A 21,521-nucleotide genomic window follows, 5' to 3' on the forward strand; every position below is an offset into this window, starting at 1 on the left:
ATATTAGATTATTCATTGATAAACGGTATTCTCAAATAATAATCTAAATATTTTTAGGTTAATCAGAGGTTCCTATATTTTAACCAAAAAATCATCAACATTAAATTTAAAGCTATCCGTAGCTTCTGCATTAAGTACTATTTCTCTTAAGAAAATAAAATGCATGTTTAATCCATATGCGAAGTAATTCATGATAACGCTTAAATATTAACTCCGTAATAACCGAGAGTACAGTGATGTCGGCTTATACCAAAGAAATACTAAACTGAAACCATAAAGCTTTTAGGACCAAGCCATTTTATTTGTCTATATATGTAAATGATCTCAGTCTATTTTACACCCAAACGTTCTGCCTGTTCTGTTAGTTTAGTTTTCTTTTTCTCTCTATACGTGTCAGATAGAATATAATTAGTACTCAGCAAGGATAAATACTTATCTTTTACTCCCAGCATGATCGACACTCTATTCTGTTGAATATTTTTATGTATTTCACTAATTTTTTTAGTTATTTCATCATGTTCCGCCTGATTAATTTCTATTGCACTCGTTTTCTTTAGCAGGAAAAAATTTCTGAGTATTCTAGGAAATAACCTTAAAATAAAATCTGGCTTTAATTCGTTGTGAATTTGATAAAAAAATGACATAAATCCAGCATTAAAAACAAAAAACCTGTCCTCGGGACTGCAGTAACGTTTATCAGTGTTTCCATTATAAATTTTTTCGTAAATATCCTTTATCGCCAAACCTATTAAATCAAACAGAGCCTCTTGGGTGAGTTTCGATTGAAATTTTTTAATAATTGATTGAGTCTTTTTTCCAAATGTTATTATAACTCCGAAAATTCTACCTCCAAAATAGTCTGCCCACGCTTCAATCGCAGTAAAGTCCATACTTTCTGTATCTTTGTAATCATTATGTTTATTCAAATAATGTGCACACTCATGACACACTATTATGGCAATAAAAAAAACATCTGAAATATTATTGACTGTAAAATCACGAAACTCCCCAGACATTCTAATTTTAGAGTTCTTTCCTGACCCAATAAAAGATGCATGCTGTCTGGCGGCGTCGCTATATTCATAATTAACTCTAAACTTAGCAGAGTAATAAAAACAGGATTCTAAATCCGAGAAAACTGCTTCGGCTACGTCTTTTCCAGTAATCATATTAAAATATCCCAGCTCTCCGAATCTAACACCGGTATTTACGGCTGGCGCAGCGAAAAACCAGACCGACGACATGCTCTTGTTACACTATCACGACTAGTTTATGTTTTTTCTAATCAAATCAGGTATAAATCTCTCATTTATACCTGCTAAAAAAGCTATTACGAAAATTGCATAAATGTTATCGCTAGCCAAACCTAAAGCAATATTGGCTTTAGCACATATTGCGACCATTGAACCGAATATTACACCCAATAAAATTCTTGTGATTCCTTGAAAAACAAATAATAAATTCGATGAGAATGGTTCAGGCCTGATTTCCTCGTTACGCTGCAAAATAGAAACCACTGCCCCGGTGATGCCTGCTATGGAACAAAGCAACATTTGCCTTACCATTTCGCTAATGTTTGATATGTTGTAATAAGCAAGGATAGTAATAATACATATTACGAGGGCGCTTGCCATCGATATTATTAAATATCTAACTCTCGCACTCTCTTGAATTTGTTTTTCTATATAGGATCGACTTTTGTTAAATGATATGTCGCTTTCAGATGCATCAAACCGAGCTAAGTCCCTACTAATCAGATCATTAGCACAACTTAACTGCTCAAATTTTAGGGAATACTTGGCTTGCTGGGATAGGTACAAAGCTTCTAGATACGCTTTATCTAGATTTATATTTTTTTGTTTGCTACAAATTGAAAGCAGCCTTTCATTATTTTCATATAGATAGTAGTCAGTACCAGCATGGATTATTTTTCTTTTGTCAATTTCTTTTATAAAAGACCACGCTGAATCAAAGCAGTTTTTAATATCTATTTCATCATGTTTTTTCGAGCGAAATACGGATAGAAGACAAGCAGCCATCAACGCCTTGATTTCTTCTTTATGAATCTGGCCCAAAAATGTTGGTATCTTACTATTTATTTTTTCGTATTCATCAATTCCAACATACGCCCATTCAGGTATTTCTCGGTGTTCCCATACTATACAGTTGTCATCACTGATAAAGACAATAAAGTCATCTTCTCGGCCTAGAATTTTCGAGATCTTAGAATCATCAAGCGATAAATCACCTTCTTTATATTCCCATTTTGATCTCTGCTCATTTTTTAGACAGCCGTCCTTCAAGAATATCTCCTCCGAGCAGTAACCGTTATAACAAATTAATAAGGACTTCTGTAACTTATATCCACAAACATACTGCTTCTTCGACGTATATTCCAGATGAAAGATTTGGAAGCTATCTTGAAAGCCTTATTCCGTCAATATTTTAGTTAGTTTGGCATAAAATTCATTTTTATTATTTTGGTTGTTAGCAAACACGCCTTAAACAGCAAGCTTTGAACTGAAGTTTTAACCGCAAGAATCTTCGGACTCTTAGCTTTATTTATATGGTGATTTTTTGTCTTTGAAGGGGCTTTGATTTTTAGGAAGAGAGTATTTTTTGTTTATTATCTTTTAAAATCCTAAAAATAGATTTTACGCATCTAGATGCAAAATAAGTCGTTTAATAAAAAGCTTTTTACGCAAAAATAAACGGCTTTTATTTATATCAGCAGCACTTCCTTGTGCAGCAGTATAGGTACCTCTGATTAACTTATCCATGATTTAATCAGAGGACAGAAATTGAAAATGCGATTTCCAATTTCTTCACAATTTCAATCACTTGCCGTTCTTGAAATTGGCGACACATCCTTGTGTCGCTAGAAACTCTAGGTTAATCAGAGTTTCCTATAATTTGAGTTGATCGGTGCTTTTAAAAATTTAGCTTAGAATGTTACTTAGCAATCTTTGCAAGACACTTATTGGGGCCACGGTAAATTTTTCGAGTTCAAGTTTTTTAGGTTTGCCGTTTGTTTGTTTGAGTTTTTTATTTAATTTTTTTAGGTCTTCAGTGGTTAATACTAGGCTGGCTTCGTTGGGTTGATGGTGGTTGCCCAGTTTATATATTTTACCGTTTTTAGATATTTCTATGTGCGAGCCCAAAAGTAACGATGTAGGGTTTTGTTGGGTGAAGTTGGCTAACCGTTGAATGCTGTTGCTGTATGCTTGCCAATCTTTTATGTATATTTTTCCGGGATAGAGTGTATCGCCGGTTAAAAGCCATTGGGTACTTTTATCGTAAATGGCGATGGATTCTTTATGGTGACCGGGTGTTGGTATTATTGTGAGTTCGCGATTGCCTAAATTGAAGGTTGAGGTGTCGTTAGGCCAGTTCGATAAATTAAAGTAGTTTTTGAATTCTTCGTTGTTTGGGGTAATTACGTGAAAACGTGAGTCGGAAGCAAATTGCTCGTCACCGGATATATGATCAGTTACTGCATTCGGGTAAACATAAAAAAACCCAGCATGGCTGGGTTTAGTTTTTAAAACTTTATAATTATTGTTAATTAATTACGTACGGTAATTTCGTAGACGGTTGTTGTGCCGCTAAGTTCGTGACCAACCACGAGTAGAGCTTCTCCGGTTGGGCTTCTGTCGGCGGGAACAAATTCCATGCCTTCTGGGCGTTCGTCACCGGGGTTGTTAATCAACTGAATAAATTGCGGGGCAAATGCGCTGGTAATGTCGTATAGATAAATATCGCTAGAGCGCTCTGCGCCGATAAATGCGTAGGTTCTGCCGTTAATTACACCAATGTCTACGGCTTCTGGTTCGGCACCTTTGGAGTCGCTTCGGCTGTCATTGTTATTAAAGCCTAAGCCGTTTCTACCGGCGGCTAGTTTGCCTAGGTCGTCGCCGCTATCGAATACAATGCCTAGCTCTGGGTTCCAAATTGAGAATGAACGCGCGCCAAAGGTATGAATGGTATCGATATCGCCGTCACCGTCGTCGTCGCCATCTTGGTTGGTGATTTCTAGTCGGCCAAGTAATGCTCGGTCGCCCGCATTTTCAAATTCGGGATGATTTGGATCTAGCTCTAGGTCTTGGCCGTCCACTAGATCTTCAACACGAATTTCTTCTGAGAAAGTATCGTAATCGCGCGCATCACCTTCGTTGGCGGTAACGACAAAATCAAAACCGTTTGAGGAATACGCAGCAATGGCGTCTGGCTGATAAATACCAACAATATTGTAGTTTTGGAAATTAACGGCATCGTCGCGATCGCTAGCGTCTAATTGATTTCCGCGAATAGAGAAATCTTTGGTGCCTAGCGAATGAATGCTGGCAATGCTGTTGTCAGCAAGATCAATAACGGCAATGGCGTTGTTTTCTTGTAAACCAACATAGGCAGTTTGCGAATCACTGGCTACGGCGATGTACTCGGGTTCTAGATCTTGTGCTACCGAGGCATTCGGGCCAAAGATGCGAATATTTTCGTCGAATTCTGCTCTGCGTGCGCCGCCTTCATTAAATGCGGTGAAATCTAGCAACGTCGCCGAAGTTGCAGGTACGCCGTTGGTGATATTAATAATGGCAACGGTGCCGATGGGATCGTTGCTGTAATCGTCGCTAGGTTCACCTTCACCGGCAGAGAGTACTTTGCTGCCGTCGGGTGTAAAGGTCACCATGTCGGGTAATGCGCCCACTTGCACCGCGTTTATAAAGCTTACCGACTCACCGGAAACATCGTAAAAAGCAATAAAACCTGAGTCTTGAGTGTTGTCGGCCTCAATGGCTACGGCCAATAAATTACCAAACACAGACACACTGTTGGCATTGCCTATAGCAGCTGGTGCTAGGTCGCCAACCAAATCGAGGGTTTCAATAAGCGTTAATTCGCCGTTATTAAGGCCAGAAGCATCTAAGACATCAACACTTTGCGCTACGGCATTAACCACAAAAACTCGCTCACCAGCAGAGTCAAAGGTAACAATTTCTGCGGCGCCGTCTGGGTCGGCTTCTACGGTCGTAAAGGTTGCGATGGCTTCCATGCGCACGGTTTGCGAAACCACAGAATCGGCATTCATGGCATCGCGCGACATAACCAGCAATTGAGTTTGTTCGCCGGTAATACCAAAATCGTTATCGTTAATTAATAAAATGGTATCTTCATCCAGCAATGCGATGCCTTCTAATTTTGTAGGTGCGGTTAGGTTTTCTGGTAGGTCCGTTAAGGTGTTAAACGCTAAGGCTTTTGCTACCGGTGTTGCGTTAAAGCTTACCAAATCAAAAACGTTTTCTAACACACGCGGATCAGCAGACTCATTAGCGGTAACCGTTGCACTGCTTAAATCGGTGCCTAAAATATTTTCGGCGGTCGCAAGATTAATTTCGTACAGTTTGGTTGTGGCAGTGCCGCGTTCTAGAACCAATAATTGATCGGTATCTAGCGCGGTCATTTCAGAAATACGCACCGCGGTAAAATTATTGGTGATGTCGCCACCTAACTGCGCGTTACCAAACGTTTGTGGGCGATCGAGCACGTAAACGTATTCACCTACAGCGGCACCCAAGGTGCCATCGCCGTTTAATGCGTATTTCATTAAACGTACGTGGCGAGAGTTACGATAAATATCTGCCGTGGTATTTGCCAACGGGCTTTGCATAATAAAATACAAAAAGTCTTCGTTGGGCGATACAGCAATGGATTCGATACCACGATTTAATTGACGAAAGCGATACACATCGGGTAATCCGCCAGTAACAGGATAATTTGCACTGGCCAAATCGGCGGCAACGCTTTGTGGCACAACGCGTTCTAGAATGGTTCCGTCGCTGGCAACGTGAACCAATGATGGCCCGTACTCGTCAGAAATCCAAAAAGTGCCATCCGATAATTTTATTAATGATTCTGGATCAAGACCGTTATTGTCGAAGGTAATTTGATTAGCATCGTTGTCAAAACTTAATTCGGTTGTGGCGGCTTGTAAATTATTGGTGATACCCGAAATTACATTGCCGTCTTGATCGCGTAATTCAATTTCGTGAATGATTTCGGCACTAACGCCACTTTCACCGTTGACTAAACGCCACTGGGTGATTTTAGGCGTGTAATTGGGTTGCGGGAAAATCTTGTCGCTGTCGTTATCAATTCCACAAAATTCTGCAATGCCTAAAATGTCTTCGGCGTCGTCACAGCCAATGTTTGGGCCGCGATCGGTAATGGTGTAAAACACCGCCGCAGATTCGCCACGCATATGGAATGCACCGCTACCAAAACCCGTAGTTAATTCTAAAGCTGCTACATCGGCAACTCTGGCCGAAGAAAACATAGCAGTACCTAAAGCGCCTTGTGGAATATCCACTAATGTGGCGCCGGGTGCGCGTAAGCTTGCCAATAAAGTCGTGGTTTCTTCGCTATCGGCTGGGTTACACACAAAAGAAGTGTCGGTGATTTCTGAGTCGTCTAATTCGCCATTCGCGTTAGCATCTAAGCCACTGTCAATTTGCACACCGCCAAAACTGCAATTAACATCGCCGGGTAATAATTGTGTTTGACTTATCAGGCTGTTTCGCCCGTTGTCACCATTATTACCGTCGTCGCCATCACAGGCGGCGAGTGTTAGGGTTGCTGTTGCAACGGTAAAGGCTAAAAATTTTTTGCTAAAGGTCATTTTGAATCCTACCGAATCATTTTATACACCAAGTTCGGGCTACATAATGATCACGGGATATGACTCAGCGGTGACATAATTGTTACAATTATGCGTAATATTAGTGACAACTGAATACAAATATGACCACACCGACAGATTCTGTTAATTTAATCGACGCGCTGCACCAAGTTGCCGAACATTATGAACAATTAAAATCGGCTAAATCGGCGTTTTTATCGATTTTTTTAAGTGACGCCAATAAAACCCTACCCCATTGGCTACCCATTACCGGTGAAAATATTCATGCGCAAGAAAAGCCTTTAATTGCCCAGTTTTTAACAAGTTTAGAAAACCAAAATTACGCCGATCTTATCGGGCGAATTATAAAATGCAGAAATAATTCTGGAATATTACCTCAAAAAAACACAGTAACTGTTGGTGATGGCAAAGATACAAACGAGTTTGAGTTTAACAATACTCCGGCGGGTATTATTTGCGTCAACCCAGAGACAATTTTAGCCGCAAACCATTTTAATACCGCAAAAGATGCGTTTAGAGAAAGTATTAATGTTGTGAAAACCCTTTCGGGATTAAAAAAAACCAAGGTTGGGCGAATAATTTCGCAAGTATTGGTGAGTAACGATTTATCGAAAGAAAAAATTGGTGAGCGTTTAGCAGATTTTTTATCACCGCACTTAGATTTAATCGCCTGTTATCGAAAAATTCAGATATTACCCAAACAGTTAAATTCTTTAAGTTGGACGTGGATGACGCAGCACCGTGAAATTACTCGCGTTCACTTAGACGACGCTATAAAAATGGCATTAAAGCTAGAAGACGACTACACCCGTGATGCGGTTTTAAGCCAATTGTATAAAGAGGACTCTAGTAAGCCTTTGGCTTACATTAAACCGATAAAACCACAATTAAGAGCAAATATTGCGTGGCGAGAAGAACAACAAAATGAAGCGCTAGAAGATAAAAATGAACACGATAAGAAAAAGCACAAACCATCCGTTAAACGGAAAACCATCGTAACATCGTCAATTTTGCTGTGCCAAGATACACGATTACCCAGATTAAAATGGCCGAAAGATAATTTGCCCAGCCATCGTTTAGAAAGAAGCGATAAGAAAATTGAAGATCATCCGATCATTCATGCTTTGCAGCTTTACCGCTATAAACCCTATGTAGAAGATTTAGAAAGTTCTGAGTGATGTTTACTATAAAAACCTTTGATTAACTCATCGATGATTTATTCAGAGGTTCTTATAATTAATCAGAACGTTAATCCATCTATTAAACCGCTATTCGACGGTACTTGCGGTTTTGGTGGCGGTGGTTTGGGCCGGAGCGGATTTATCCGGAGCACGATGACTAACGTCGTAACGACCTTTATTCTTTTTAAACGGCATCCATAACATTCCCGGTAACCAAGCCACTTGCTTGGCATCGCGAGCATAGCTTACCCCTATTTCCATATCTAAATGGCCTAATTGGGGTTGCGCTTTGTAGGTACCAAAAATTCGATCCCAAACCGAAAGGCTAAAGCCAAAGTTACTGTTGGCTTCGTTAATAATAGTTGAATGGTGAACACGGTGCATATCGGGCGTTACCAATATTGCGCGAATGATTTTATCAACACCTAAAGGTAAGCGAACATTGCCATGATTAAACATAGCACAAGCGTTTAATACAATTTCAAAAATAACCACGGCAACCACGGGCGGGCCAATTAAGAAAATTGCACCAGCTTTAATACCCATAGAAATAATAATTTCTATAGGGTGAAAACGTGTACCGGTGGTAACGTCGTAATCGAGATCGGCGTGATGCACTTGGTGCAAGCGCCACAATAACGGTACCGCATGGAACATAACGTGCTGTAAATAAATGACTAAATCCAGCAAAACAACCGCTAAGAGCACAGACCAAAGCAGTGGCAGCTCAAAGTGATTTAATAAGCCCGCATTTTGTTGATCTGCCAAGGCGGCAAGACCAACCGCTGCGGCGGGAAATAATATTCTTAATAAAAAGGTATCTAAAAATACAATTCCTAAATTGTTAAACCAACGTACAGGTTTGGCAACAGAAGGTTTTCGGGCGGGTTTAAACCATTCCCATAAACCCATAATGGTTAATATTCCAAGAAAAAAACTCAGCCGAATTGTCGATTCGTGATTCATAATAAATTCGGACCAAGCCATAAATTCCTCGGAATATTTTTAACATTGTGACTGTTTTGAACGTTGTTACTGGGTTTTGAATATCGCTACTGGGTATTGAATATCGCTACTGGGTTTTGAACACTCAAAACCTTATCTAGGCATCTCTGATTAACTCATCCGTAATTTAATTGGAGAGCAGAAATTGACCATAATATTTGCAATTTCTTTATTATTTCTATCGCTTACCCTTCGTGAAATCGGAGACACATCCGTGTGTCGCTGGAATCTATAGGTTAATCAGAGATGCCCCTATTTTTTAATAATTTCGCTCACGTCACGCATAGTCACCCACTCTTCAGCGGCCGTTGGATGAACACCAATGGTACTGTCAAAATGCGCTTTGGTTGCGCCAGCTTTAATGGCAACGCCAATAAGCTGCACCATTTCACCAGCCTCTGGGCCAACCATGTGTGCGCCAACAATTTTATCGGTTTTAGTATCCACCAATAATTTCATTAAAATACGTTCTTTGGTTTCACCCAGTGATAACTTCATGGGTTTGAAGGTAGAACGGTACACTGCAATTTCGTCGTATTTTTCAGCGGCTTGTTCTTGGGTTAAACCCACGGTACCAACGTTTGGCTGAGAGAACACAGCGGTTGGAATATCGTCGTAACTGATTTGACGCTTGCCGTTACCGTACAAGGCATCCACCAACACCATGGCCTCACCCAACGCAACCGGTGTTAATGCAACACGGTCAATCACATCACCTAACGCATAAATTGACGGTTCGTGGGTTTGGAAATCGTCATTAACAATGATTGCGCCGTTATCAGCCAATTGAATTTGAGTGTTTTCAAGGCCTAAATTAGCAGTCTTGGGTTTTCTACCAGTGGCGTACATCACCAAATCGGTGGTAGTGGTTGAACCGTCGGCAAAGGTAACCAACAGCTCACCGTTATCTTGTTTTTCGAGTTTGGCGATATCGGAGTTAAAGCGTAAGTTCATACCCTTAACTTTTACTTGTTCGGCTAAGAACTCGCGAACTTCGCTATCAAAACCGCGTAAAAATAATGGGCCGCGATAGACAAGATCTGTTTTTGCACCTAAACCGTTGAATATTCCGGCAAATTCAATGGCGATATAACCACCGCCCACAACAATGACGCGTTTAGGAAATTCTTCTAAATAAAAGGCTTCGTTAGAGCTGATGGCTAATTCAGAACCCGGAAATTCTGGGACAAACGGCCAACCACCTACGGCGACTAAAATTCGCTCTGCCGTGTATTGTTGATCACCCACAGCCACCGTGTGTGGGTCTACGATGGTTGCACGACCGTTGACAAGCTCAACGCCCGCTTTCTCTAGCATGGTTTTATAAATGCCGTTTAGACGCAGGATTTCTTTGGTTTTATTGTCGCGAAGAGTTGGCCAATCAAAGGTGGGATTTTCAACGCTCCAACCAAAAGAATTGCCAACGTGAAAGTCTTCACTGAAGTGTGAGCCGTAAACGAACAATTTTTTAGGAACACAACCTACGTTAACGCAGGTGCCACCCAGAAACATATCTTCAGCAACCGCGACCTTAACCCCCTTGGCTGCGGCCATTCTACCGGCACGCACACCACCGGAGCCTGCGCCGATTACAAAAAGATCAAAATCATAGGTGCTCATAGGTTTCTCCTGAACAAAATTAAATCAAAATCAGAATAAAAGACATTTACCGGCCCACGTTACTGCCGAGTAAGGTCTATGACAACAGCCAGAAATATCATTCCAAATATTTTCCATCTTTAAACGCTGCTTAACGACTCAGTTGAACACGGGAAACTGACTGAGACAAAAAATATATTTCCATTGTCATAATAGATTCAATTTGGACAGGATTTGAAGGTGATTAACCCAGTTCATGCAACAAGTATTTAAGAAAAGCCGAAACTACCAAATGGTAGATTAGTCTGCAAGATAGGAATTACCAGAAATTGACGTACATCCAAAGAAAAGAATAAACCCAAGCAGCGCCTGGGCTTACAAAAGAGAACTTAAGGAAAGGTCAGTCTGAAGCCGTGGCTCCAACCGGATAACTGCGTAGAACTTAGTTTCCAAGAGAGCTGCTCACAGGCAAGCGTGACCAGATAAAAGCCCAAGCCATCGGTTTTGGGTAATGCTTCGGATTGAGACTCGATCCACTTGGCCAATTCGGCTGGCATGCCGGGGCCCTGATCCAATATTTCTAGATAAGATTTAGTGACCACGACCAAAATTTCACCCTCGGTATGGCTTAAAGCATTGCGTAATAAGTTGCGGATTAGCAGTTTTGCCAAGACGGCGTCGGTAGCAAACGAGAACTGATTGACCCGAAATTGCGTGTTGATTCGACGACCATCCTCGGCATTAACATAGCCTATTTCGTCGATTATACCTTCGATAAAGGCGTCTAAAATGACCGTTGTCGCCGGCGTAGACGCTCTGGTTCTGCGCGATAACGTCAGCAGAGTCTCAACATTTTCTTGCATTTCTCCTGTGGCTTGGCGTATGCGATTAAAGGTTTTTTTATCGGCCGAGCCCAAATCGTCGCGTTGTTCTATTACCTGTAGCGCGCCAGAAATCACGGCAATGGGGGTTTTAAGCTCGTGGCCGGCCATGCTGATCATGGTTCTTTCTCTGGAAATTAACGACGCAATTTCTAAAATAAACCAGTTAAATGCGTGGGCGATTTCTTGAAGTTCATCGTCTGAGAAGTCGGTATCGATGGGCACCAAACTATCTTCAGGCATGGAGCGGCGAATTTGTAAGGTGAGCTTACGCAATGGATCGACCAATCGACGATTCGCTAGGACCGCCAAAATGAAATTCAGAACCAACGCAAAACCACACAAAACGCACAGCATAATTAAAAATAAAAACTCACGCTGCTCATAGTAGCTTACGTCTTTGGCAATATAATAAATTCCATCTTTTACAAGGTATACATTGATATTATAAACCTTACCTTCCCAGTCTTTTTCGCCATTAAAAGGAATGGGCAAATCTTGAAACAATACCGGTACCGATAAAGGATCGTATCGGTCTTGGTAAAAAGCCGTTAAAGATTCTGTTTGCCAAAAACGATTTTTTTGCAAAAAGTCGCCATTTTCAAAAATCTCCAACAATTCTTGCGAATCGCCTTGCACAATCTGATCTTCCATGTCTTCAAAGACAAACCACGTAAATACCACAACGGTAAATAATGAGATCAAACTATTAATAAAGAAGGTGCGAAAAATTCGCTTTCCAAGCGATCCGTTCATCGTTAGCTTTCTAATTCTGGATTTAATAAATAGCCTTTTCCATGCATTGATTGCACAAGGCTCGTGCCAATACTGACCTTTAATACTTTTCGTAATGCCGATACGTGACTGCGTAAGGTGTGAGGATCGACAAAATCATCGCCCCATATAGTCTCGATAATTGTCTGATGAGATACATAGTTTGGATAAGCTCTAATTAATATCTCAAATAAATTAGCACCAATACCGGTTAATACCACAGATCGACCATCGGCACAGCTGACTCTTAAGGTACCTGGGTCAAACGTAACATCACCTGCTGTTAAGTTGTTATTATCTGCAAATTTACGGCGCGTTAAGGCTTGTAGCCTTAAATCTAATTCGCGCATATTAAAGGGTTTTGTTAAATAATCATCAACCCCACTTTCAAAACCAATTTCTTTATCTTCAATGGCATCTTTTGCGGTTAAAAAAATAATCGGGGTTTGGCTGTTTAAATCATTTCTTAAACGGCGACAAATTTCAAATCCGTCGATTCCGGGCAACATAACATCCAAAACAATGACATCGTACTGATGAGTTACCGCCAAATGCAAACCTGTCAAACCATCTCGTGCAAAATCGAGCGTGTAATTCTTATTGCCAAAAAATTCATATAAATTTTCTGCAAGGGCGATATTGTCTTCAACAATTAATAGTCGAATATTGTGGCTTTTCTGACTCAAATCTTATTCACCGTTATACAGATCATTTTTATTACTGTTCGCAGAAACATTAATTGCTAGCCGCGAGCTTTGCGATAGATCGAACAAAGAATATCTTCTATCGGTAAAAATGGGTGACAATTGCCATCTTTCGGTTAGCTTCTCTCGTTTTACCCATTTTTTAGGCGCCGCTAAAAATACATTTTGGTCTTGTGTTTGATAAAATAAAGCATCAATCTGATTCTCGTTAATTGACTTGACCTTTCCTGCCGTATAAAAACGCGCAGAAAACGGCAGCTCCCCAACATAATACAAAACAGCGTCGCTATCATTGCTCTCTTGCATGGCTGAGACATAACTTATCAGATTTTTCTCCGTTTTTTGCCGATTCACCCAATCATTATCCTGAGAGATGATTGTGGCCGCAACACCCACTATGGGTAATAAACTAGCAAATACGAATCCCCACTGTGTATATTTTTTGTTTACCTCAATCCACTTAGTAATAGATAACGCAAGAAGAATGGCAAACGCAGGCAATGCGGGTTGTACGTAGGTCCAGAGGATATTTCCGGCCATGGTAAAAAAGACCAAGGGCCATAACATCCACATTATCAATAAACCGCCGTTGTTATCATTGAAAGATAATTTTAACGACGTTAAACCTTCTTTTTTTAGGTTGGCGACTAGCAGAATCATAGCCACCAAACCCCAAGGAAAACTCGCCCATACGGCGAAAAACCAAATGGTTCCATGAGGATAACGATGAGCACTACCGTACAAATCGCCACCCCAACCTGGGTCTAAAAACCGTAAAAAGTGCTCACCAACAATAAAATATTGAATAAATCCTGGAGTTTTTAGCTCAGCGGCAATATACCACGGCAGTGTCAGCACCAGTGTTAACAGCGTTCCGCTCAGCCAAGGAAAGAGCTTTATTCTGTTTTTAAAATCAAACACTAACCACACAAAAATAGGTGCACCCAGCAGTATTACTGCGATTGGACCCTTGGCAAGTAATCCAATAACAATAGCTAAGAATAAGCCATAACTCCACAGTGTTTGCGATATTGATTTATTGCGTGAAGAAACTTCAATAACCGACGCCAATGCCAGCGTGGTTGCCAAAGTTAAAAACGGATCGGTTAAAACAGCGCCCGCCAAGACGTAACTTAAGGCACAGGTACCGTAAATCAACACACTCCATAAACCGGTTTGTTGATTGCTTAATCGCTTACTAACACGATAAATCAGTACCAGCACAATTAACGTAACTAATAAGGAGGGAAATCTCACGGCAAATTCATTTTCACCAAAAAGATTTATCGAAAGCGCCTGACACCAAAACGACAACGGCGGTTTTCCCCAAAAAGGCACGTCGTAATTAAACCATGGCGTGATCCAATCACCGGTTTCTGCCATTATTCTGGCTATTTCGGCGTAGCGAGGTTCGGTAGTTTCTATTAACGGCAGAGAATAAATGGCTAAAAGACGAGAAAGTAGCGCAAGACCTAGAAGAGCAAAAATATAGTGAGTAGATTTAGTCATTCTGCGCTACCTTCATCGATGTAAATTGCACACCGGATTGAATGTAGTCTTCACCCGCCGTTATTTTTTGAATTAAATAATTGGGACGTTGTTTACTTTCAATATAAGTCTTACCCACATATTCGCCCAATATTCCTATGGTTAACAGTTGGATGCCACCAAGAAAAGTAATCACCGCAATAATAGAAGGAAAGCCCTGAACAGAATCACCTAACATCAAGGCTTTTAAAACGATCCATACACCGTAAACCGCGCCCAGCAACGCAGCAGAAAAACCAATAAATGAGGCCCAATGTAGAGGTGATGTTGAAAAAGACGTTATGCCTTCAATGGCTAAACGAAATAATTTCAAATAATCCCACTTGGTAACACCTTGCGCACGAGGATCGCGATCATAAAGCAGTATTTCTGTTTTTAATCCGATCCAAGCATAGAGCCCTTTCATGTAGCGATTACGCTCAGGTAAAGTTTTAAGCGCTTCAACAGCTTTTTGATCCAATAACCGAAAGTCACCAACATCTTCTGGTATGGTGCAATGACTTAATTTATTTAAAAATCGATAATACAAAGAGGAAGTTAATTTTTTTAACCAGGTTTCGCCGTCTCTTGTACGCCTTTTCATTAATACAACATTGGCACCCTTCTCCCACACAGCCAACATTTCTGGAATTTTTTCTGGCGGGTCTTGTAAATCGGCATCAATAATAATTGTGGCATCGCCTTTAACATGATCCAGACCTGCCGTCATTGCCGCTTCTTTACCGAAATTTCGACTTAAACGCAGAATTTTTAACTGAGGAATGTATCGGGCTTTTCGCTCTAAAAAATGCGCACCGCCGTCTTCGCTTCCGTCATCGACAAAAATTAACTCGTATTGATATTGAGTTGTTTCTAATACATTAACGAGGCGAGAAAGACACAGTTCCAAAACAGGAGATTCGTTATAAAAGGGAATAATGATTGATATTAATTGCGATTTTTTTCGATTCGAACTGGGTAAATGAGGAGCGAAGAAACTATTCATACGGTATCCATTACACATAAAGCTCTAAAAACAACAGATCCGCAGTCAAGCGGAACAGCCATACGAAACCATGATGAACAGTGTAAAAAAAAGAACCTCAAACTAGGGTCTTACGAACCTCAAGAAAACCTCAAATATCGAAATTAATGCACTCGAATTTAAACCGGAGCAGTGGCACTAATTTAATTTTAAGTTGTCGATAATGGGGATAAAGAATGAACAGTACCAATTTAGACGGTAGTCAAAGACTGAAAAAACGTTGATAAATTATTTAATAACTTCAATCATTTTAACTGTCGAAACAAAAATTGACGATCAATTTTGATTTCACGAGAAATTCTTATGAAGGAGCTCGTATGAAGGAACTCTTATGAAAGAGCTTTATGAAGAAAATCCTTCAACACAATATTGAGAGATTTATTATTGTAATAATTTAGCAGCAAGAACGATTAATCACGAAACAATTATTCTAGTTAATTAATAAAATTAACTATAGCAACCTCCGGCTCTGGTTGACTGATCTGTGAGTTAATCAGAAATCAAAAATGCGCTCTTCAACTTTATCACAATTTTAATTACTTACATTTTTTGAAATGTGCACGCATTTTTTATTTTGCACATTCTTGCCTTGCTGATACCTTGAATTAATCGCTGTCTTTTAGATTAGATAGGTGAAGTATAGTCGTCACTAATATTAGACGCTATTAATAAATAACTGGACGTATTAAACACTGATCTGCACTCGCCCGCTGCGTCGGCGATCGGAACCACTTCGAGTACAGAAGACGCTATCACCCTGATCTTTCCGGCGGTCTCTACCGCTTCGGCGCTCTAAACGAACACGCTCTTCAGATAAATGTACAGAAATAAGTTCGGAAGATTTGGTATCGACCGGACGAATTTTTCCAGTCTCATCTATGCGGATGATTTCACGAACCGAGGGAGCTTGTCTGCGGATTTCCATATCACTATCTCATTCAAAATTTTGACAGATTTAAACTGATTGAGAAATTCTACCAAAATAAGAACAGATCTTGGAATATCAGATCATTACAGGTAAGGAATATTCTGATCACAAAAACTTAAAATTTATGCTCTCATAGTAAAGAAATAAATACCGACACCGAGCAAATATAAGAATTTATTAATATTAGAGAAATAAAATCTGGCCAACTGATTAGACAAGTTACCTAAAAGTTCAGAAGTATAAATATTATTTCCAAGCGAGCTTATCGTGCAGACAAACAACTTCGCCAATAATAATTAACGTTGGAGGGTGAATATCTGTAGACGCAAGTAGATTATTAACTTCACCCAAGGTTGAAATATGAACTTTTTGATCCGGTGTTGTGCCCTTTTCAACAATGGCTATGGGCGTACTTGCATTGCGGCCAAATTTAATCAGCTGATTTGAAATTTCATCCAAACCAACCAAACCCATGTAAAAAACCAAGGTTTGCTGATCAAGTGCTAATTCTTTCCAATTCAGGTTAACTTGGCCACTTTTTAAATGTCCGGTAATAAATCGTACCGACTGGGAATAATCGCGATGTGTCAGCGGAATACCAGAATAGGCGGCACAACCGGATGCCGCGGTAATTCCCGGAACCACCTCAAACTGAATATTATTCTTGGCTAATAATTCTAATTCTTCACCACCACGGCCAAAAATAAATGGATCACCGCCCTTTAAACGTACCGTGATTTTACCCGCGTTTGCGTAATCAACGAGTAGTTGGCTTATGGTGTCTTGGGCCACAGCATGATTGGCGCGAGCCTTACCAACATAAACTTTTTCGGCCTTATCTGGAATTAGCGCGAGAATTTCTGGTGAAACGAGACGATCATAAAGAACAACTTCCGCGGCACGAATTACTTTGTAAGTTTTTAATGTGAGTAATTCAGGATCACCGGGACCAGCGCCCACTAAAAATACTTGGGTGGATTTATTCAGCGGATGATTCAGTAGATCGTTCAAACGAAGGTCTCGAATTTTAATCTTAGATACGTTAAGCATTGGCATTAATGAATACCGACAAGCCAACGGTAAGAACCTCTGATCAACTCTTCCAGAATTTAATCAGAGGGCAAAAAATTGAAATTACGATTTTTAATTTTTCACAATTTCAATCGCTTAATATTGTTACATCGGCAACACATCCTTGTGTCGCAGAAAACTCGGATTAATCAGAGTTTTTTATCATTAAATGCTAGGTTTCGAATGTTAGGTTTCAAATACTAGGCTTCAATAATGGTTTTGCCGCCCATGTAGGGTTGCAGTACTTTTGGAATTTCAATCGCACCGGTTTCAGTTTGGTAGTTTTCCATTACCGCAATTAATGCACGGCCTGCCGCCAAACCAGAACCATTAAGTGTATGCAGAAACTCCGGTTTGCCGGTTTCTTTGTTTCTGTATCGAGCTTTCATGCGGCGCGCTTGGAAATCTCTTACATTGCTGCAAGAAGAAATTTCGCGATATTTTTGTTGTGAAGGCAACCACACTTCAATGTCGTAGGTACGCGCCGCCGAGAAACCGATATCGCCACCACACAAGATTACCGTACGGTAGGGTAATTCCAATTTTTGCAAGATGGTTTCTGCGTTTGCCACTAATGATTCGAGCTCTTGTTCTGAATCTTCAGGTTTAACGATTTTAACCATTTCGACTTTTTCAAACTGATGCTGACGGATCATGCCGCGAGTATCACGACCGTAGGCGCCCGCTTCACTGCGAAAACAGGGTGAGTGACAGACAAACTTTAACGGTAAGCTAGCTTCATCAACGATTTCATCGCGGACCATGTTGGTTAATGGTACTTCCGCGGTTGGAATCATATAAAACTCACGCTCATCGGTAAGTTTAAATAGATCTTCTTCAAATTTGGGCAGCTGACCCGTGCCAAATAATGAGTCACGATTGACCATAAATGGTACGTATGCTTCTTGGTAACCATGTTCTTCAATATGAGTGTTAATCATAAATTGAATTAAAGCGCGATGCAGACGTGCAATGTCGCCTTTCATTACAGCAAAACGAGAACCCGTGAGCTTGGCCGCACATTCCATATCCATCTGACCTAACGATGTACCTAAATCGAGATGATCTTTTGGTTCAAAGTCGAATGTTTTAGGCACACCCCAACGACGAATTTCAACGTTGTCGTCTTCGCTCTTGCCTTCTGGTACTTCTGCATCAGGAATGTTGGGAATGGAAAATAGAATTTCGTCGAGTTTAGCTTGAATATCGTTAAGCTCTAGCTCTGCCGCAGCATGGTCTGCCTTTAGCTGATCAACGGCTGCAAGTAATGGCGCTATATCTTCACCGGCAGCTTTTGCCTTGCCGATTGATTTCGCTCTGGCGTTACGTTCTTGCTGGAGCGATTCCGTTTTAACCTGAATTTCGCGACGTTCGGCTTCGAGCTTTTTAACCAATTCAACATCAAGGTTAAAATTGCGTTTTTTTAGTTTTTCCGCAACCTCTTCGGGGTTGGTTCTTACGTATTTTGCATCAAGCATAAAAGTTGTGTTCGACTTATAAATTGAATGTTGTATCTCTGGTAATAAACGTTGGTTTAAACCAGAGCATGAGCAATTAAATAGGTTTCGGCGTTACGATTAACGGATCGATCATCCCAACCAACGACTAGAAACATGCAAGCCACACGCTGCCGCTGTTAAACAGCCGAGCATTGTAAAGACCGTATTAGCGATCGCCAAGAGTGTGTAGCCTCGCAAGTACAATTGCACCGATTCGATTGAGAAGGTCGAAAAAGTCGTTAAAGCGCCCAAAAAACCAGTGATGAGAATAATCCGCCACTGATGAGACCAAAGTTGTTTTTCAACGATCAGGGTGTAAAGCACACCAATCAAAAAGCAGCCGACAATGTTTACGGCAAAGGTAGCCCAAGGAAATTTATCGGGTTGAACGGGTAACAAATAGGTAGAGACACCAAATCGCACACTCGCCCCCAAAGCACCACCTAAGGCCACTGCAAACCACTGCCACATAACAATCTCGGTAACTTATCGTTTAATTACAAGGGCGCTAGTTTACCTGTTTCTATAGCGTTTGCGGGAACTTGCTGCGTCTTGCGTGCGTAAAAACTTGAGTTTTTCGCTGATTTTTTGTTCAAGACCACGGTCGGTTGGATGATAAAACTCAGAATCGGCAAGTTCTTCGGGGAAATAATTCTCACCGGCAGCGTATGCGCCGGGCTCATCGTGGGCGTAGCGATACTCTTCGCCGTAACCCAGATTTTTCATTAATTTGGTCGGTGCGTTTCGTAAATGGATGGGCACATCATAGCTGGGCTGGGAGGCAATCGCGGCTCGACATTCATTAAAGGCTTTGTAAACTGCATTACTTTTTGGTGCGCAAGCCATGTAAACCACCGATTGCGCAATGGCTAACTCGCCTTCTGGGCTGCCAAGTCGCTCTTGCGTCATCCAAGCGTTTAACGCGATTTCCAACGCACGCGGGTCAGCGTTGCCAACATCTTCCGTTGCCATGCGCACAACTCTGCGCGCGATATACAGCGGATCGCAACCACCGTCGAGCATTCTTAGGCACCAATACAAAGCGGCATCGGGAGAACTGCCTCGAACCGATTTATGCAACGCGGAAATTTGTTCATAAAAGAGATCACCGCCCTTGTCGAAATGACGAACATCGCTGCTTACCACTTCGGCCATAACATCTACGTCAATGGTAGAGGTATCTTGCGCTAATAAATCGACGCTCATCTCTAGTAAATTAAGAGATTTTCTTGCATCGCCGGAGGCCGTATAAAGCAATAACGCTAGGGCTTCATCACTAATCGTGAGATGTAACTCACCCAGGCCACGTTCGGAATCGGTTAGCGCTGCCTTTACCAATGAGAGCAGATCAGTCTCTTCTAACTGTTTTAGTTTATAAACCCGGCATCGTGACAAGAGTGCATTATTGATTTCAAACGAAGGGTTTTCGGTGGTAGCGCCTATAAAGCAAATGGTGCCGTCTTCTACATGAGGTAAAAAGGCATCTTGCTGAGATTTATTAAAACGATGCACTTCGTCAACAAAAACCACGGTACGACGACCGGTTTGAGCGAGATGCTGCTTGGCAATATCCACACTGGCTCGAATTTCTTTAACGCCTGCGAGAACCGCGGAAATTGTCTCAAATCGAGCCTTGGTTAACTCCGCAATCGTGCGTGCCAAGGAGGTTTTGCCAACACCCGGCGGGCCCCAAAATATCATGGAGTGCAGCCGATCAGACTCGATAGCTTGTCTTAGAGGCCGCCCTTTAGCCAATAAATGTTGCTGCCCAACATATTCATCAAAATTTCTTGGCCGCATACGTGCTGCCAAAGGTTGATGAGATGTGCTTTCGGGGAACAGTGAATTATTCATACATTAACGCGACAATACGTTAGTTATCGTAAAACACATCGGCATTTTCGGGCACAATAAACTCAAAACTGGTCGGCTCTTTCCCACTTAATGGCTGCGTGTTTTTGAATACAAACTCGGTGCGTGTATTTCCCGATTCAACAACCGACATTGACTCGATGTTATTAGCGCCAAATCTTAACTCGACTCTCAAAATTTGCCCGGAAGTTTTCGGCGTTAACACAAACGTTTGCTCACCATTTGAGGAAGGCTTGGTATTTAAGCGAACGTCAAATTCGTTTTCTAACACAGAATAGTCGCCGCTAATAATACGAATCGGTAACTGATCGGCCTGTGCTGAAAAAGGCTTAATGGTTACCTGGTCTAGATCAGGATCGTACAACCAAATGGTTTCACCATTGCTTACCAAAACCTGCGGGAATGGCTCTAACGTGTCCCAGCGAAACTTACCCGGTTGCTTTAACGCATAGTTACCTGAAGAGTCTTGAATGAGCTGACCGGTTTGATCATACAACGATTGCTCGAATTTTCCCTTTGAATTCGCAAGAGGCGTCAATAGAGCTTTCAAGCTGCTGATGAGGTTTTGGTCAACATCAACAGCTGCAACGTTCGCTTCTTGTACGATCGTTAAATTTTGAGCTACTTGAGGATTTTGAGCAACTTGCGACTCTTGGGCCACAACCATTGCGCCACTTGTTAACAACGTAAACGTCGCAACAAGCCATGTTTGTGTGTGTTTCATTAATTATCTTACCTAAA

Annotated in this window: 18 protein-coding genes; 1 reads left to right on the top strand and 17 read right to left on the bottom strand. The window is 41.2% G+C overall.

Going from position 1 to position 21,521, the window contains the following annotated elements:
* Nucleotides 1–329: 329 nt before the first annotated feature.
* The 5 genes from ACYQ2C_RS09560 to ACYQ2C_RS09580 form a co-directional block, all read right to left on the bottom strand.
* Nucleotides 330–1,244, bottom strand: coding sequence for a hypothetical protein (locus ACYQ2C_RS09560; protein ID WP_460115672.1), 915 nt, complete (start codon nt 1,242–1,244; stop codon nt 330–332).
* A gap of 21 nt (nt 1,245–1,265) precedes the next feature.
* Entirely contained in the window at nt 1,266–2,303 is a 1,038-nt protein-coding gene (locus tag ACYQ2C_RS09565; protein WP_460101919.1) for a hypothetical protein, read from the bottom strand.
* Nucleotides 2,304–2,654: 351 nt separating this feature from the next.
* Entirely contained in the window at nt 2,655–2,780 is a 126-nt protein-coding gene (locus tag ACYQ2C_RS09570) for a hypothetical protein (protein WP_460101921.1), read from the bottom strand.
* Between the two features lie 159 nt (nt 2,781–2,939).
* Nucleotides 2,940–3,566 (bottom strand): MBL fold metallo-hydrolase, encoded by a 627-nt coding sequence (locus tag ACYQ2C_RS09575; RefSeq protein WP_460102092.1) that lies wholly within the window; start codon nt 3,564–3,566, stop codon nt 2,940–2,942.
* Nucleotides 3,566–6,673, bottom strand: a complete 3,108-nt coding sequence (locus ACYQ2C_RS09580) for a choice-of-anchor I family protein (RefSeq protein WP_460101923.1) — start codon at nt 6,671–6,673, stop codon at nt 3,566–3,568. Before ACYQ2C_RS09580 ends, ACYQ2C_RS09575 begins: the two co-directional genes overlap by 1 nt.
* A 122-nt stretch (nt 6,674–6,795) precedes the next feature.
* Between ACYQ2C_RS09580 and ACYQ2C_RS09585 the strand changes: the two genes are divergently transcribed.
* Nucleotides 6,796–7,872 (top strand): hypothetical protein, encoded by a 1,077-nt coding sequence (locus tag ACYQ2C_RS09585; RefSeq protein WP_460101925.1) that lies wholly within the window; start codon nt 6,796–6,798, stop codon nt 7,870–7,872.
* A 90-nt stretch (nt 7,873–7,962) separates the two neighbouring features.
* On the opposite strand, the gene ACYQ2C_RS09590 is transcribed toward ACYQ2C_RS09585, so the two are convergent.
* From ACYQ2C_RS09590 to lolA, 12 genes are all read right to left on the bottom strand, one after another.
* Nucleotides 7,963–8,862, bottom strand: a complete 900-nt coding sequence (locus tag ACYQ2C_RS09590; protein WP_460101927.1) for a sterol desaturase family protein — start codon at nt 8,860–8,862, stop codon at nt 7,963–7,965.
* A 270-nt stretch (nt 8,863–9,132) separates the two neighbouring features.
* Entirely contained in the window at nt 9,133–10,500 is a 1,368-nt protein-coding gene (gene gorA, locus ACYQ2C_RS09595) for a glutathione-disulfide reductase (RefSeq protein ID WP_460047953.1), read from the bottom strand.
* A gap of 368 nt (nt 10,501–10,868) precedes the next feature.
* Entirely contained in the window at nt 10,869–12,116 is a 1,248-nt protein-coding gene (locus ACYQ2C_RS09600; protein ID WP_460101930.1) for a sensor histidine kinase, read from the bottom strand.
* Between the two features lie 2 nt (nt 12,117–12,118).
* Nucleotides 12,119–12,820 carry a response regulator transcription factor gene (locus tag ACYQ2C_RS09605; RefSeq protein ID WP_460047951.1) on the bottom strand — a complete coding sequence of 234 codons (702 nt, stop codon included), beginning with the start codon at nt 12,818–12,820 and terminating at the stop codon, nt 12,119–12,121.
* Nucleotides 12,821–12,823: 3 nt separating this feature from the next.
* Entirely contained in the window at nt 12,824–14,347 is a 1,524-nt protein-coding gene (locus ACYQ2C_RS09610; protein ID WP_460101933.1) for an ArnT family glycosyltransferase, read from the bottom strand.
* The gene (locus ACYQ2C_RS09615; protein WP_460101935.1) at nt 14,340–15,371 is read right to left on the bottom strand and encodes a glycosyltransferase family 2 protein; all 1,032 of its coding nucleotides are present in this window, start codon (nt 15,369–15,371) and stop codon (nt 14,340–14,342) included. The genes ACYQ2C_RS09610 and ACYQ2C_RS09615 overlap by 8 nt, the downstream gene beginning before the upstream one ends.
* Nucleotides 15,372–16,095: 724 nt before the next feature.
* On the bottom strand, nt 16,096–16,335 hold the full coding sequence (locus tag ACYQ2C_RS09620; RefSeq protein WP_460047948.1) for a hypothetical protein: 240 nt from the start codon (nt 16,333–16,335) through the stop codon (nt 16,096–16,098).
* Between the two features lie 249 nt (nt 16,336–16,584).
* Nucleotides 16,585–17,394, bottom strand: a complete 810-nt coding sequence (gene cobA, locus ACYQ2C_RS09625; protein ID WP_460101937.1) for a uroporphyrinogen-III C-methyltransferase — start codon at nt 17,392–17,394, stop codon at nt 16,585–16,587.
* A 215-nt stretch (nt 17,395–17,609) separates the two neighbouring features.
* Nucleotides 17,610–18,887 carry a serine--tRNA ligase gene (gene serS, locus ACYQ2C_RS09630; protein ID WP_460101939.1) on the bottom strand — a complete coding sequence of 426 codons (1,278 nt, stop codon included), beginning with the start codon at nt 18,885–18,887 and terminating at the stop codon, nt 17,610–17,612.
* A 111-nt stretch (nt 18,888–18,998) separates the two neighbouring features.
* Nucleotides 18,999–19,379 (bottom strand): fluoride efflux transporter CrcB, encoded by a 381-nt coding sequence (gene crcB, locus ACYQ2C_RS09635; protein WP_460047942.1) that lies wholly within the window; start codon nt 19,377–19,379, stop codon nt 18,999–19,001.
* A gap of 42 nt (nt 19,380–19,421) precedes the next feature.
* Complete coding sequence (locus ACYQ2C_RS09640; protein ID WP_460101941.1) at nt 19,422–20,762, bottom strand: replication-associated recombination protein A; 1,341 nt, start codon at nt 20,760–20,762, stop codon at nt 19,422–19,424.
* A 19-nt stretch (nt 20,763–20,781) separates the two neighbouring features.
* Entirely contained in the window at nt 20,782–21,504 is a 723-nt protein-coding gene (gene lolA, locus ACYQ2C_RS09645; protein WP_460101943.1) for an outer membrane lipoprotein chaperone LolA, read from the bottom strand.
* Nucleotides 21,505–21,521 lie beyond the last annotated feature (17 nt).

This window comes from Sessilibacter sp. MAH3, assembly GCF_054658275.1.

What these genes read in the sequence shown, in the direction of transcription:
- ACYQ2C_RS09560 (WP_460115672.1), bottom strand. Translation starts at nt 1,244, where the DNA reads ATGTCGTCGGTCTGGTTTTTCGCTGCGCCAGCCGTAAATACCGGTGTT.
- ACYQ2C_RS09570 (WP_460101921.1), bottom strand. Translation starts at nt 2,780, where the DNA reads ATGGATAAGTTAATCAGAGGTACCTATACTGCTGCACAAGGAAGTGCT.
- ACYQ2C_RS09580 (WP_460101923.1), bottom strand. Translation starts at nt 6,673, where the DNA reads ATGACCTTTAGCAAAAAATTTTTAGCCTTTACCGTTGCAACAGCAACC.
- ACYQ2C_RS09585 (WP_460101925.1), top strand. Translation starts at nt 6,796, where the DNA reads ATGACCACACCGACAGATTCTGTTAATTTAATCGACGCGCTGCACCAA.
- ACYQ2C_RS09590 (WP_460101927.1), bottom strand. Translation starts at nt 8,862, where the DNA reads ATGGCTTGGTCCGAATTTATTATGAATCACGAATCGACAATTCGGCTG.
- gorA (WP_460047953.1), bottom strand. Translation starts at nt 10,500, where the DNA reads ATGAGCACCTATGATTTTGATCTTTTTGTAATCGGCGCAGGCTCCGGT.
- ACYQ2C_RS09600 (WP_460101930.1), bottom strand. Translation starts at nt 12,116, where the DNA reads ATGAACGGATCGCTTGGAAAGCGAATTTTTCGCACCTTCTTTATTAAT.
- ACYQ2C_RS09610 (WP_460101933.1), bottom strand. Translation starts at nt 14,347, where the DNA reads ATGACTAAATCTACTCACTATATTTTTGCTCTTCTAGGTCTTGCGCTA.
- ACYQ2C_RS09615 (WP_460101935.1), bottom strand. Translation starts at nt 15,371, where the DNA reads ATGAATAGTTTCTTCGCTCCTCATTTACCCAGTTCGAATCGAAAAAAA.
- ACYQ2C_RS09620 (WP_460047948.1), bottom strand. Translation starts at nt 16,335, where the DNA reads ATGGAAATCCGCAGACAAGCTCCCTCGGTTCGTGAAATCATCCGCATA.
- cobA (WP_460101937.1), bottom strand. Translation starts at nt 17,394, where the DNA reads ATGCCAATGCTTAACGTATCTAAGATTAAAATTCGAGACCTTCGTTTG.
- serS (WP_460101939.1), bottom strand. Translation starts at nt 18,887, where the DNA reads ATGCTTGATGCAAAATACGTAAGAACCAACCCCGAAGAGGTTGCGGAA.
- crcB (WP_460047942.1), bottom strand. Translation starts at nt 19,379, where the DNA reads ATGTGGCAGTGGTTTGCAGTGGCCTTAGGTGGTGCTTTGGGGGCGAGT.
- ACYQ2C_RS09640 (WP_460101941.1), bottom strand. Translation starts at nt 20,762, where the DNA reads ATGAATAATTCACTGTTCCCCGAAAGCACATCTCATCAACCTTTGGCA.
- lolA (WP_460101943.1), bottom strand. Translation starts at nt 21,504, where the DNA reads ATGAAACACACACAAACATGGCTTGTTGCGACGTTTACGTTGTTAACA.